The organism is Actinomadura sp. NPDC048394, from assembly GCF_040651755.1.
GTDB classification, from domain to species: Bacteria; Actinomycetota; Actinomycetes; order Streptosporangiales; family Streptosporangiaceae; genus Spirillospora; species Spirillospora montaniterrae.
This window is the reverse complement of sequence record NZ_JBEZJL010000014.1, coordinates 43,998-57,165: the sequence shown is the minus strand read 5'-3', so window position 1 is coordinate 57,165 and position 13,168 is coordinate 43,998. Positions and strand designations below refer to the sequence as shown.

The 13,168-nt window shown below is 72.5% G+C and carries 11 protein-coding genes; 4 read left to right on the top strand and 7 right to left on the bottom strand.

Going from position 1 to position 13,168, the window contains the following annotated elements; all coding sequences use genetic code 11:
- The first annotated feature begins 39 nt into the window (after window positions 1–39).
- A complete protein-coding gene (locus AB0C78_RS12135) occupies window positions 40–381 on the top strand; it encodes an MmcQ/YjbR family DNA-binding protein (protein ID WP_360745711.1) in 342 nt (113 codons plus the stop codon).
- Here the strand turns inward: AB0C78_RS12135 and AB0C78_RS12130 are convergent.
- Window positions 376–1,335, bottom strand: coding sequence for an alpha/beta hydrolase (locus tag AB0C78_RS12130; protein WP_360745708.1), 960 nt, complete (start codon window positions 1,333–1,335; stop codon window positions 376–378). The two genes, AB0C78_RS12135 and AB0C78_RS12130, sit on opposite strands and share 6 nt — an antisense overlap.
- A gap of 86 nt (window positions 1,336–1,421) precedes the next feature.
- Here AB0C78_RS12130 and AB0C78_RS12125 point away from each other — a divergent pair, with 86 nt between their 5' ends.
- Window positions 1,422–1,967 (top strand): PadR family transcriptional regulator, encoded by a 546-nt coding sequence (locus AB0C78_RS12125; RefSeq protein ID WP_360745705.1) that lies wholly within the window; start codon window positions 1,422–1,424, stop codon window positions 1,965–1,967.
- Window positions 1,968–1,981: 14 nt separating this feature from the next.
- Here the strand turns inward: AB0C78_RS12125 and AB0C78_RS12120 are convergent, their stop codons facing one another.
- From AB0C78_RS12120 to AB0C78_RS12100, 5 genes are all read right to left on the bottom strand, one after another.
- Window positions 1,982–3,841, bottom strand: coding sequence for an endonuclease/exonuclease/phosphatase family protein (locus AB0C78_RS12120; protein ID WP_360745702.1), 1,860 nt, complete (start codon window positions 3,839–3,841; stop codon window positions 1,982–1,984).
- Window positions 3,842–3,925: 84 nt separating this feature from the next.
- On the bottom strand, window positions 3,926–5,422 hold the full coding sequence (locus AB0C78_RS12115) for a hypothetical protein (protein WP_360745699.1): 1,497 nt from the start codon (window positions 5,420–5,422) through the stop codon (window positions 3,926–3,928).
- Window positions 5,423–5,638: 216 nt separating this feature from the next.
- Window positions 5,639–7,417: a serine/threonine-protein kinase gene (locus AB0C78_RS12110; protein WP_360745696.1), complete on the bottom strand. Its 1,779-nt coding sequence runs from the start codon at window positions 7,415–7,417 to the stop codon at window positions 5,639–5,641.
- Window positions 7,414–7,809 carry a hypothetical protein gene (locus AB0C78_RS12105; protein WP_360745693.1) on the bottom strand — a complete coding sequence of 132 codons (396 nt, stop codon included), beginning with the start codon at window positions 7,807–7,809 and terminating at the stop codon, window positions 7,414–7,416. Before AB0C78_RS12105 ends, AB0C78_RS12110 begins: the two co-directional genes overlap by 4 nt.
- A gap of 428 nt (window positions 7,810–8,237) precedes the next feature.
- Window positions 8,238–8,828, bottom strand: a complete 591-nt coding sequence (locus tag AB0C78_RS12100) for a hypothetical protein (RefSeq protein ID WP_360745690.1) — start codon at window positions 8,826–8,828, stop codon at window positions 8,238–8,240.
- A gap of 153 nt (window positions 8,829–8,981) precedes the next feature.
- On the opposite strand from AB0C78_RS12100, the gene AB0C78_RS12095 reads away from it, so the two are divergent.
- Complete coding sequence (locus AB0C78_RS12095; RefSeq protein WP_360745687.1) at window positions 8,982–9,935, top strand: zinc-binding dehydrogenase; 954 nt, start codon at window positions 8,982–8,984, stop codon at window positions 9,933–9,935.
- Here the strand turns inward: AB0C78_RS12095 and AB0C78_RS12090 are convergent.
- Complete coding sequence (locus AB0C78_RS12090; protein ID WP_360745684.1) at window positions 9,922–11,100, bottom strand: alpha/beta fold hydrolase; 1,179 nt, start codon at window positions 11,098–11,100, stop codon at window positions 9,922–9,924. The two genes, AB0C78_RS12095 and AB0C78_RS12090, sit on opposite strands and share 14 nt — an antisense overlap.
- A gap of 153 nt (window positions 11,101–11,253) precedes the next feature.
- On the opposite strand from AB0C78_RS12090, the gene AB0C78_RS12085 reads away from it, so the two are divergent.
- Window positions 11,254–13,158, top strand: coding sequence for a TNT domain-containing protein (locus tag AB0C78_RS12085; protein ID WP_360745681.1), 1,905 nt, complete (start codon window positions 11,254–11,256; stop codon window positions 13,156–13,158).
- The last annotated feature ends 10 nt before the right edge of the window (window positions 13,159–13,168 follow it).

Sequence of the window (13,168 nt, the reverse complement as noted above, 5' to 3'; positions counted from 1 at the left end):
ACGGTGATACTTTCCCGGCGATGGCCACGGGAGGACAACGTGATCACGGTCGATCAGGTGCGGGCGCTGGCGCTGACGCTGCCCCGCACGTCGGAGCACCTCATCAGGGACCGCGTGAAGTTCCGCGTCGGCTCGATCGTCTACGTGGCGTTCTCGCGGGACGAGACGGTGATGGGGTTCGCGTTCCCGAAGGAGGAGCGGGCGGCGCTGGTCGCGTCCGAGCCGGGCAAATTCCGGTTGCCCGGGGAGTCGGACCTGCGGTTCAACTGGGTCGAGGCGTGGACGGCGGCGCTCGACGAGCCCGAGATGTGCGAGCTCGTCATGGACGCGTGGCGGATGGTCGTCCCGAAGAAGGTCGCCGCCGCCCGCCTCGGCTCATGAGGTGGGCGCAGGGCTGAGCGCGGTGCGGAGCGCCGCGAGCCAGTGCTGCGTCGTGCGCCGGGCCAGGCCGGTGCCCGGCGCGGACGCCTCGAACAGGTGCCACGCGCCCGGCACGTCCTTCACCTCCACCGGGACGCCCGCCTCCATCAGCCGCCGCGCGTAGTCCAGGCCCTCGTCGCGCAGCGGGTCGAGACCGCAGGTCAGGACGTAGGCGGGCGGCAGGCCGGACAGGTCGTCCGCCCGGGCCGGGGCCGCGTAGGGGGAGACGTCGCCGCCGCGCGGGAGGTAGCCGTCCCACATGGCGCGCATCTTGGCGCGGTTGGTGAGGCGCGGGTCGGTGATCCGGTGCGCGGACGGGGTGGCGAGCCGGTCGTCCAGGCACGGGATCAGCAGGGTCTGGAACGCGATGGCGGGGCCGCCGCGGTCGCGGGCCGCGAGGCACAGCGCGGCGGACAGGCAGCCGCCCGCCGACGCGCCCGCCACCGCGATCCGCGCAGGGTCGGCGCCGAGGGCGGTGGCGTTCGTGGCGAGCCAGCACAGCACGGCGTAGCAGTCCTCGAAGCCGGCGGGGAACGGGTGCTCCGGCACGAGCCGGTAGTGGACGTTCACGACGAGCGAGCCCGTCTCGGTGCAGACGCTGCGGGCCATCGGGCTGGGACCGTCCAGCTCGCCGTAGCTGAACCCGCCGCCGTGGATGTAGAGGACGGCGGGCAGCGGGCCGGGCGCCGCGCCTGCGGGGCGCAGGATCTGCACGGGGACGTCGTTGCCGTCCGGGCCGGGGACGATCGTCTCCTCGATGAGGACGGAACCGTCGTCCGCGCGCATTAGCGGCGCCATCAGCGCCCTGAACCCGGCGCGCGTCGCCTCGATGTCGGCGAGCGGGTCGTCCGGCCTCGGGGCCATCCCGGCGAGGATCCCGGCGAGTTCGGGGTGGACGTTCATGCGCGCTCCCATGGTCTCAGTGATACCGTCTCAACGGTATGAACGATATGGTCTCACTGAGACGGTGTCAACCGCCGTCGGACCCGGGGGAGGGGCGCATGGAGGAACCCGGCGTGCAGGCCTGCGCGGTGCTCGGGCTGATCGCCCGGCACGGGCCGATGACGCCGTACGAGCTGAAGGCGCGCGTCGAGGAGAGCGTCGAGCCGTTCTGGCCGATCCCGCACGCGCAGCTCTACCGGATCCCCGCCCGCCTCGCCGAGGACGGCCTGCTCCGCGAGGAGACCGAGGAGGGCGGGCGCCGCCGCCGCGTCTTCCACCTCACCGCCGCCGGCCGCGCCGCGCTCCGCCGCTGGCTCGCCGACCCCGGCGGCCCGCAGATCGAGACCCGCGACCCGGCGCAGCTGAAGCTGTTCTTCGCCGACCTCGGCGACCCCGGCGACGTCGTCGCGCTAGCCCGCGAGCAGGCCGCGCTGCACCGCCGCTGGCTCGCGGACTACCGCGCGCGCCGCGCCGCCCTCGACCCGTCCGACGAGGTCAGGCTGACCTCACGGGCCCGCATCCTCAAGCTCGGCATCCTGCACGAGCAGGCCTACGTGGAGTTCTGGGAGCACCTCGCCGAGCACCCCGACGACCTCGACCTCTAGCGAGATGCCGCGCCTCATCCCGCGTCGAGCGTGACCGCGATCGGGCGGTGGTCGGAGTAGTCGACCGGCTCGTTCGCCTGGTCGCGCCCCGTCAGTCCCGGCGTGACGAGCACCTGGTCGATCTGCTGGTCGGGACGCGGCGCGGCGGGGAACGTCGCGAACGGCCGCGCGGCGGCGAGCGCGTCGGTCAGCCCGGAGCCCAGCAGCACTTTCCACGGCGCGCTGCCCGGTTCCAGGTTCATATCGCCCGCCATCACGACCTGCCTGCCGTCGCGCCCAGCCTCCCGGGCCAACCGGGCGAGCTGCTCGGCCTGCCCGAGGTCCTTCCAGCCGTCCGGCGGCTGGGTGTGCGTCGCGATCACCGTGAGGTCGCGGCCCTTCCACCGCAGCCCCACCCGCAGCGCCTCCGCGCCGGTCGGGCCGCCCTTCACCAGCGGCGTGTTCCGGACGGACGTGACCGGCAGGTCGGTGAGCACCGCGTCGCCCCACACCTCGTCCCCGGCGGGCGCCCAGATCGCGCGCAGGCCGAGCCGCTCGGAGATCAGCCGCAGCGAGTCGCGGCCGCCGTTCAGCATCCACCCCCGGTCCACCTCGCTGAGCACCACGACGTGCGGGCGCAGCCGCCGGAGCGCGTCCGCCTGGTCGGTGACGGTCATCGTCCCGTCCAGGCCGTAGCCCATCCGCAGGTTGTACGCGGCGAGCCGCAGGCCGCCGTCGTCCACCGGCCGCCACTCCGGGCCGGTGTCCCGCCACAGCGGCACGGCCGCGACCGCGACGACGGCGACCACCGCCGCGCCCGCCGCCCACGCGTCGATGCCCTTTGGCTCCGTGGTGCGGGGCGCCCGGAGGGCCAGCGCCGCTGTCCCGAGCGCGGTCACCACCGGGACCCAGCGGTTCGGCGTGCCAAGGTCGTAGGCGGAGTAGTACGCGAACATCAGCACGACGAACAGCAGCCAGCCGCCCGCCATCGCCGTCCCGCGCCTGCCCGGACGGTCCGGCCCCGGGGTGCGCGCAGCCCAGCCGAGGCAGCCCGCCAGCGCGAGCTGCCCGAGGACCTGCGCGCCGACCGTCCAGCCCGGCGCGACGCCGTGCACGCCATCGATCGTCGCGCGTCCCGCCGCGAACCCGAGCGCCGACAGCACGAGCCCGGCCGCCGGGACCAGCGGATGCCGCGTCCAGAACCGGGGACGCGCCGCCACCGCCACCGACAGCACCGCCACCGCCGCGATCAGCGCCGCGGCGACCCCGCCGGACCAGCCCGCGCTCGCCTGCGCGTGGCCGGGGTTGCCGGTGTAGACGCCCCAGAGCAGCACCGACAGCCCGGCTGCCAACCAAGCCCGGGGCGCCGCCGGCTCCCCGTCCGCGTCCCTGTGCCGGGCCAGCGTGACGGCGAACAGCGCGAGATAGACCAGCAGCGGGATCCACGGCACGACGCCCGCCCGCCACACGAGGTCGATGCCCTCGACGGCCGCCTGCAACGCCGTCGCCACGGCGAGCCCGGCCGCGAAACCGGTCATCGCAGGCGCGGTGTCCCGCGCGGTCATCGCGGTCGCGACCAGCCAGACCAGCCCGGCGAGCAGCCCGACACTCGCGGTGTAGAGCTGCGGGTCGCCGCCGTCCGTGGCCTGCAGCACGATCCGCGCGACGATCAGCACCGCGCCGCCGCCGAGCGCCAGCCGCCGCGCCGGGACCAGCCGCGCCAGCGGCACCGTGAGGAACGCGGCGACGAACCACGACAGCGCGTACGCGCCCATCACCTCCGCCGGCGTCTCGCCCGCGCTGCCGACCAGCGTGATCAGCGACGGCAGGAAGACGCGCAGCACGTCGGTCAGGACCAGGACGCCGGACAGCACGTCGAGCCGGATGCGCGGCACGGGGCCTCCCTCAGCCAGAATGTGAAGGAGTCTCACGTATAGCCCGGTCCGGCGCAATACCCGCGACGATCTTCGTCCGGCCGGTCACGCCCCGGCCGGCTGGACCTCCGCGTCCTCCGGCTCCGCGGGCGCCGCCTCTGGCCCCGCCTCCCCGGTCCTCCTGCGCCCCCACGCCAGCGCCGCCGCGAAGCACGCGAACGGCACCGCGGGCAGCATGTACCGGTAGTCGAAGTCCACCGTGACCGGCGGCACCGCCAGCAGCGTCACCGCCGCCGCCCACAGCAGCGCGATCTCCTTGCGCCCCCGCCGCCGGAACAACCCCGCGAGCCCCGCCAGCAGCACCGCGCCGAGCATCGTCCCCCGCACGAAAACGTGCTTCTGATAAGCCCGCAGCCAGCCCGCGAACGGATCGACGATATGCGTCCTCCCCGCCCCGTGCTCGTAATCACGGACCACCGATACCCGGTCCCCGCCCCCGACCAGCGGCAGCGGCTTCTCCCCCTGCGCCCACGGCCGCGTCGGGAAGTGATACCGCGCCTCCGTCCCGACGGTCGGATAACGGTGCCGCTTCCACGAGAACGTCCGGACGAAAAAATCGTAGGAAACGGTCTTCACGTAATCGAGCGGCTGCGTCCGGATCGCCCACAGGGCGAATTCCTGCGCCTGCTCATTGGTCTTCTCGTCGAACGGCTTCCCGTTCGTCCACCCCGTCGGCGAGTTCTCCACCCAGATCTGGTGCGACGCCGCGGGACGGCCGTCCGGCGACCCGTACGGGCACAGATGCGCCAGCTCCGCCGGCGGCGTGTGCCTGTCGCAGTCCGCGAACGTCGACGTCCGCCCCCACAGGAAGATTCCGTCCACCCCGGACATCCCGAACCGCCCGTAGTCGGAGTGGAACCACACCGCGTACCCGCCCAGCGGCAGCACGAACGCCGCCGCCAGCGCCGCGAACGACGTCCACCGCGCCCGCCGCAGCAGCAGGTACAGCAGCGCGATCACGAACAGCGGCACCCCCACCGTCCGGGTGACCGACGCGACCCCCAGCAGCGCCCCCACCAGCCCGGCCCGCCGCCACCCGCTCGCCCCCGGCCGCGCCAGCAGCAGCAACGCCCCCAGGATCAGCACCGTGAACACCGTGTCCGACAGGACCAGATGCTCCAGCTCCGCCTGGTAGGCGTCCAGCAGCAACGGCGCGACGGCCAGAGCCGCCACCCACCGCCGCACCCCGAAGTTCCGGACCAGCGCCACGTACCCCACGACCGCGATCCCCACGATCGCCGCATGCTGGATCGCCGTCACCAGCCCCAGGCTGTGGAACGGCTTCAACGCCCAAAGGAACAGTCCGTAACCGGACGGCCGCAGCGGGTGCGGGAACGGATCGTCCGCGATCCGCAGGAAGTCGAAGCTGTCGTTGAAGTACAGCGCCGGCGGGAACCCCAGCACCACCAAGACCCGCAGCGCGATCCCCGCCGCCAGCAGCGCCGAGAACAGCCGGTTGCCCGCCACCGCGGCACGCACCGGCCCGACCCTCAGGCGGCCGAAAAAAGCGGAGAGCACCACCAGGACCCCAACTGTCGACAACGGCGCCACGATAGCGCCTGCCCCCCGCACCCCCCACAACGATCACCACCACCCAGACCAGCCCCAAGACCTCCCGCCACCCCCCGACCCCCACCCCGATCCGCCCTGCTCACCGCCATGCCCTGGCGCACCAGTAGCCGCGACGGCCTCCTCACCACCAGCGGAGCCGAGGCCGACGTCACCGCCTTCGGCGCGCTGAAGCCCTCCCCTGACCCGTCACCCGTCCAACACCTGGATCACCGGCAGCCTCCCTTGCGTGAACGCCCCCGCCGCCTCCGGCGAGACGGGCTTGTCGTTCTGCGTCGTCCGCATCATCTTGACCGGCGCGTAGGGCGTCACCAAGTACTTTCCGGGCGCAAGCAGATCCTGATCAGGGAGGACGAGCGTTCGGGTTTCGGTCCATCTGCTCTGGAACGCGCATTCTGACGGCACGAAGGGTTGGGATTCCCCGGTCACCTTCCTCGCGGCGGGTAGATAGACGCCGTCTGCCTTCTTCGGGAGTTCCTTCGCCTTCGCCGGTGGGACGCGGTAGAACGCAATGAAGCCTTCGTTCTTGAGGCCGAGTTGCTCGGACGCTTCGCCGATGCCGAAGTTGTAGGCGTTGGTTTTGGGGAGTTCGCCTTCCTTCCCTAGGCACTGACGTCGACCGCCAGGGAGGTAGTAGGCGCCGCCCACAGTGCGCGCTCGGAACTGGAAGACCATCCGCACTTCGGTTCCCGGCTTTGCTCTCGCGGGTGTGACGGAGATCTTTATGTCGATGTACGGAGTCTCGGCTGCGGGCATGTTCGGTTGACCGAGAAGGACTCCCGGCCGGGTGAAGGCGGCGTGGACGGCGCCGTGGCTCTCTCCGCCGACGCCGGGTCCAGGCCAGAAGTACCAGGCGGCCGCCACGGCACCGGCTCCCACGGCGGCGATGCCCGCGGCGCCCTTCGTGCCACCCACCTTGGTGAGCATGCCCTTGGAGGTCGAGGCACCGGCCTTCGCTGTGAGATCCGCCGATGCCGTTCCCTGCAGGTAACCCGCTGCGGCATGACTCGCTGCCCCCGCTGCCCCCGAGGCCGCCGCGCCCACCCCCGTGGACGAAGCACCGTGAGCGAGGAGGGATCCGCCGAGCACGGCGAGCGGGATCGCGGTTCCCGCTGCCGCAGCCACCGCGCCGAGCGCGATGATCCCTCGCCGCTCCCAATCCGGCCCGTATTCATGGACGGCGAGCGCTTCGAGTTCGCTGACGAACTCGTGCGCGTTCCAAGCGCGCTCTGCGGGACTCTTCGCCAGACCGTGCTTCACGAGTGGACGCAGCGCCTCAGGTACCTGGTCCAGAGGCACGGGCGCAGTGGTGTGCTGCGCTCGGAGCGCTTCCAAGGTCGTCCCCTGGAAGGGCTTCTCACCGGTCACGCATTCCACGAACACGCAGGTGGCCGCGTAGAGGTCCGTCGCCGGAGTGGCGGGCTGGCCCTCCCACTGCTCGGGTGCCATGTAGGCGGGCGTTCCGGCGTGGTCTCCCTGTCCGGTCAGGACGGCGATGCCGAAGTCGATCAGCTTGCTCTGCCCGTCGTCCTGGACGAGCACGTTCGCCGGTTTGTAGTCGCGATGGACGACGCCGACCGCGTGCGCCGCCGCCAGCCCCAGGAGCGAGCCCTTCAGCATCGTCAGCGCGGCTTCCGGCGCGAGCGGCTCACCGTGGTCGTCCAGCACGCGCCGCAGGGACCGTCCGGGAACCGCTTCGAGGATGATCGCGGCTCCCTGCGGCGACTCCACGTAGTAGAACAGCCGCGCCACATGCGGATCGACGACCCGCCGGAGGAGGTCCGCCTCGCTCCGGAAGGTATCTCTGGCGACGGTGTTCCCGAGAAGATCGCCGGCCAGATACTTGATCGCGACGGCCGGCCCGCCCGTCTGGTGGCGAGCCAGTACGACCGTCCCCTGGGCTCCCGTGCCGAGCCGCTCGATCTCGATATAGCCCGGGAGGTTCCAGCCGATCGGAGAGCCCGTCACTGGCTCGTGGTGGTCTGGATCTCGTCGACGATGAGCGGCGTCGGCTCCGAAGCGTGCTGCTGCTGCGGCAGGTCGCCCTCATTGCCCTGGCAGTCGGCGCCCTCGCAGGTCCAGCGGACGGACCAGGAGATCGTGGCGGTGATGTGGTAGGAGCCGCCGGGCTGCGAGGCGGACGACCGCTGGTAGATGTAGTCGCAGGTCTTCACGTACCCGTCACCTGCGTTCTCCCCGGCCGCCACTGCGCCGCCCCCGCCGCCGCACGTCTTGGTGGCCTCGCCCAGGTTCCAAATGACCGATACGGGAGTCGCCACCGCTTGGACGGTCTGCTGGCCGGCCGAAACCTTGTCCGTCTTGACCACCTTGAAGCCCTTCACCCACAGTGAGGTCTTCATTCGCACATACGTCCTGCCCCTGGGGGTCGTACGGACCCTGATGATCGGGAAAATGGCGGTGGTCAGGGCCTCTTCTACAAGGGCCTGTGTGTTGGCAGGGGCAGGGGCCACCGGGGCGTTTCCTCCCGGCACGGGCAGGACGCCAATGGCCTGGTTGGGGTTCAGCCCTTCGGGCGGAGGCGGAGCCACGGGGCCCGAGTCGCCGCCGGACCCGCCGCCCGAACCACCGCCCCCTCCTGAACCTCCGGGTGTGGTGGAGGTGGGATTGCAGACCAGCTTTCCCGATGGACTCACCCAGCACGTGGATGCTTGGGCGGAGAGCGTTACGAGGAACGGGGCGAGCAGGGTCGTTGCCGCTAGGGCGCCGGTGAGGGTGCGGCGGGCGGCAGGGGTGCGGACGGACATCGTGTGTCCTTTGCTGCGGGAGGTCAGCATGTGCGGTCCCGGGTGGTGGCGGCGACCTTCCAGGTACCCGAGTCGTACTGGACGGTCGTCCGGTAGATGTAGGCGCCGCCTGGCCCTCCGCCCGTCCGTTTGCCCGTCTTGGCCGAGTAGCGGTAGCCGGCGAGGGTGTTGACGCAGTCGATGACGTAGACCTTGGTGCCGTCTTTCGACTGGGCGTAGACACGCGGGTTGAGGGTGTTCGTGAAGCGCCAGATCTCGCCTTTGGCCTTGGTGGACTCGATGTCCTTGGTCAGTTGGGCGAGGAGGGGGTCCATCGCGACGGCGGGGAGGGGGGTGGGGTCGTTGGTGGCGTAGGCCTGTTTGTAGGCGGCCTGGTAGGCGCGGTAGCGGTCGAGGACCGTCTTGTAGAGCTGCGCGGTCGGCACGGCGGACGGGGCGGGCGCGGTGGCGGCGGGGGCGGCGCCGGTGGTGTCGAAGGTGCCTTCGGGTTTGAGGGCGCCGGACGACGGGTGGGACGAGCCGCAGCCCGTGAGGACGGCGAGGGGGACGGCGGCGAGGGGGATCGCGGCGCGGCGGAGCCGTGGCGGGGAGGAACGAACCAACCGGGCGCGCATCGCCATCCCTGAGCGGCAGCCGACAACGGGGCGGAATACGCGCGAAAGCTTACAGAGATGGGTGTGACGAGAAAAGGGATTCGTTGCGGCCGGTTGACCTCGATCATGGTTGAGGTTGCAGGCTGGTGGGACGAACCGTGAACGGAGGGTGCTGTGCGTGCGGTGTGGCTGAGGGAGTTCGGTGGTCCGGAGGTGCTGGTTCCGGGGGAGGCGCCGGATCCGGTGCCGGGGGACGGGCAGGTGCTGATCGCGGTGGAGTACGCGAATGTCACCTTCGTGGAGACGCAGATGCGGGCCGGGAACGGGCCGCAGCCGTTCGCGCCGCGGCTTCCGATGATCCCGGGGAACGGGGTCGGCGGGACGGTGGCGGCGGTGGGGCCGGGGGCCGATCCGGGGCTGGCCGGGCGGCGGGTCGTCAGCTCGATGAACGGCAGCGGCGGGTACGCGGAGCTGGCGGTGGTGGACGCGAGGGGCCTGTTCGAGGTGCCGGACGGGTTGAAGTTGGACGATGCGGTCGCGCTGCTGGCCGATGGCCGGACGGCGACGCTGATGATGCGGGCGGCGCGTCCGGTGAAGGGGGAGCGGGTGCTGGTGGAGGCGGCCGCGGGCGGGGTCGGGACGCTGCTCGTCCAGCTCGCGAAGGCGGCGGGCGCGGTGGTGGTCGCGGCGGCCGGCGGGCCGCACAAGACGGAGACGGCGCTGCGGTTGGGTGCGGACGAGGCGGTCGACTACCGGGAGCCGGGTTGGAGCGAGCGGACGGGCCCGGTGGACGTGGTGTTCGACGGGGTCGGCGGGGACGTGGCGCGGGAGGCGTTCACGCTGCTCAGGCCGGGTGGCCGGATGGTCAGTTTCGGGTTGGCGAGCGGGGAGTGGGCGGACGTCCCGCAGGAGGCGGCGGAGGCGCGGCGGGTGGCGTTGATCCGGCCGAAGCCGTCGCCGGAGGAGATGCGGGACGCGACGCGGAGCGCGCTGCGGGAGGCGGCGGCGGGACGGCTGCGTCCGGTGATCGGGCAGCGGTTCCCGCTCCAGAACGCGGCGGACGCGCACGCCGCGATCCAGTCCCGCGCGACGACGGGGAAGACGCTGCTGGAGGTCAGCGGACTTTAGCGAGGAAGGCGCGCAGGGCGGTCTCGTAGGCGGACGGGTCGACGTTCCACGCCTCGGTGTGGTCGCCCTGCGCGGTGATGTGGGTGACCATGCCGGGCGGGGCGGTCCGGGCGAAGGTGAAGGCGGGGCCGTTGGCGACGGTGGCGTCGTCGGCGGTGGTGAACAGCAGGGTCGGGGTCCGCAGCTTGGGGGCGTAGCGGCGCTGGTCGTAGTCCTTCAGGTCGATGCCGATGCGCCGTTCGAGGACGGTCTTGGCGAGGCTGGTGACGAACGGCGGCAGGTGGCGGGCGTCGCCCTGCTTGTCGAGGGTGGCGTTCCAGTCCATGACGGGGGAGTCGAGGACGACGCCGCGGACGAACGACGGGTCGTGCCGCAGCGTCGTCATCACCATCGCGCCGCCCATCGACCATCCGTACAGGACGACTCCGGTGGCGCCGTTCGCGCGCGCGTACGAGACGGCGGACGCGACGTCGTTCCATTCGGTGTCGCCCAGGTGGTTCTTGTGGTCGCGGGACTTGGGCGCGCCGACGTCGTTGCGGTACGCGATCGACAGCATGGGCAGGCCGAGGCCGTGGACGGTCCGCATGGCGCGGAACGTCTCGGCCTTGTCGGCGTTGCGTCCGTGCACGGCGATGACCCAGGTGTTCTTGGGCGACGAGCCGGGCAGCAGCCACGCGGGCATGGCGCCGAGCTTGGACGGATAGGTGACGTCCTTGAAGTCGAGCCCGAGCGCCGAGTGCGGGTCGCCGGAGTACACCCAGTGGTCGATGCCGGCCGCGGCGCCCTTGACGAGCGTCCCGTGGGACACCGACTCGACCTTCCGGACGACGTGGTCCTCGCCGCCGCCGACGACGGGGCCGAGCAGGGCGCGGCCGCCGTGCTTCCAGACCAGCGCCCAGGTGCCGGGGCGCTCCGTCTCGGGTTCGCGGGGGAGCGTGACGGTGCCGTCCGACGCGTCCTCGATGGTGAACGGGTACTCGGCGGTGTGGTCGACCTCGGTGGCGACGCCGGCGAAGTACCAGCCGACGCCGCCGACCGCCGCGCACAGCAGCACGGCGACCGCGGCGATCGTCGCCATCAGGGTGCGGGCACGGCGGCGGCGCCGCGCGCCGGCCGGCCGGCCGGGCGGCGCGGGGATCGCTGATTCGGGGGCATCGGTGGACACGACATGGACGTTAGCCCACGTCCGGGTGGGCTCCGGGCGCCTCGACGGCCATGCCCCCGAGCGTCCGTGACGCCGGGTCCCGCCGCAATGGACCGATCCGTGCGGTTAACCTGCCGCTCAGGTTCCATCGGGATCACATGAGGGGACGCGCGGGTGACGGGGCAGAGCGAGCGGATCGCGGAGATCGAGGAGCGGATCGTCCGGTTTTCGCGGCAGACCGCGCCGCCGCGCTGGCGCCGCATCGACCTGCGGTGCGCGGCGACCGTGGTGGCGAGCGACGTGACGCTGACGATGCTGACCGGCGAGAACGCGGTGGTGCCCGCCGAGGTCGTCCCGGACGAGCTGTCCGCGCTGCTGGTGGAGCTGCGGCGCGCGCACTACCTGTCGGAGCAGGGCACCTGGTTCTCGATGCTGGCGATCGTCGAGCCCGCCGCGGCGCTGTTCCTGTACAACGACGAGTTCGATCCGGAGTGGGACCCTCCCGCGCCGGTGGAGGCGTGGCGCCGCGACCAGATCGTGATGCCGCGGGACGGCGCGAACGTGCCGGGCTGGCTGCGCGACCGGATGGACGGCCGGGAGCCGTCCGAGCCCGCCCAGCGGCCCGCGCCGTCCCCGCTGGACCCGGTCGAGCAGATGGAGCTGCTGACCGGGCCGTTCACGGTGCTGGTCGCCGACCACGCGCCGCCGTTCTGGGAGCGGATCACGGGCCACTACCAGGCGGTCGGCGGGCATGTGGAGTTCCCGCCGATGGCGCTGCGGAAGGCGGACGGGTCCACCGCGTCCTGGGCGCCGCCCGCCGCCGCGGCCGGGCTGCTCGACCGGCTGCGCGCCGGGACGCACGCGTTCCAGGGCTCCACCTGGTCCCGGATCGACGTCGAGGTCGTGTACGGGGACGGCGCCGTCCGGTGCCGCGCGCGCTTCACCCATGACGAGGAGCCCCGCTGGGAGTCCGAGCCGTCGGCGGACGACGTCCGGCGCGAGCTGGAGCGGCTCCCACGCCGCGACGTCCCGGAGTGGATGGCGCGGCGCCTCGGCCCGGCGCCCGTCGCGCCGCCCCCGCCGACGCGCTTCGAGAGCCCCGTCCGCAAGGCCCGCGTGTTCGACCGGGCCGGGACGGACGGCGGCCCGCCCGAGGTGTCGCGCCCGCCCGTCCCGCCGGACGAGGCCGAGCGGGTCGTCCGGTATCTGGAGGACGCGCCGACCGTCATGGCGGCCCGCTCCAGCGCCCCCGACCTGCTCGACCCGTCGCGCGGCGAGCGCGTCCCGCTGACGTTCCACACCGACGGCGCGTGGGTGTGGTCGGGCGCGGTCGGCTACTACCTGCGCGAGCACGGCGTCCCGCCGGAGCCCGACCTCGTCGCGCACATCCGCGCGCACCGGTTCGCGGTCCCGGCCGTTGGCGACGACGCGATGGACGCCGCGAGCGCCGCCGCGATGGGACGCACCGCGCCGCGAGGCGTCCGGGTGGAACCGGAGCCGGAGCAGTGGCTCGCGCTCCTGCAGAACCGCCTGGACGCCCTCCAGGTCGACCGTGCCCGCTACCGGCTCCGCGGCGAGGAGGAGGGGGCGTGGTGCCTCGTCCAGGAGAAGGCGGGCTGGACGGTCTTCCACCTCGACGGCGGTGAACGGACCCGCCAGGCCGCCTTCGAGGACGGGGAACAGGCCGCTGCATACCTTCTCGGCAGCCTCCTCATGGTGGTGCCGCAGCAGCAGACCGTCGAGATCCCGAAGATCCAGCCGCTTAAAGGGGAGCCCCCGCTCTCTCTCCTGCGCGACCGTCAGATCACCGAGCTTCCCGCAGGGACCGAGGTGGACCGCTACGGAGGACACGGCGGGAACACCGCCTACGCCGCGCGCACACCGTTCCCCCAACGTTCGCTGCCCGCCGACTGGCAGGAACGCGAGTACCACGTGTACCGGCTACTGCGCCCCTTGCAGGCCCTCACCGGTACCGCGGTCCCGTGGTTCGAGCAGCCCGGCGGCGGCACGGCGTACGTGTTCGAACGCTCGATCGCCTACCTCCTGGCCGACGGCACCCTCCTAGAGGTCCACGACTAGACCCCACAAA

Coding starts and splice junctions, on each gene's coding strand:
- AB0C78_RS12130 (WP_360745708.1), bottom strand. CDS start 1,335: ATGGGAGCGCGCATGAACGTCCACCCCGAACTCGCCGGGATCCTCGCC.
- AB0C78_RS12125 (WP_360745705.1), top strand. CDS start 1,422: ATGGAGGAACCCGGCGTGCAGGCCTGCGCGGTGCTCGGGCTGATCGCC.
- AB0C78_RS12105 (WP_360745693.1), bottom strand. CDS start 7,809: ATGAAGACCTCACTGTGGGTGAAGGGCTTCAAGGTGGTCAAGACGGAC.
- AB0C78_RS12100 (WP_360745690.1), bottom strand. CDS start 8,828: ATGCGCGCCCGGTTGGTTCGTTCCTCCCCGCCACGGCTCCGCCGCGCC.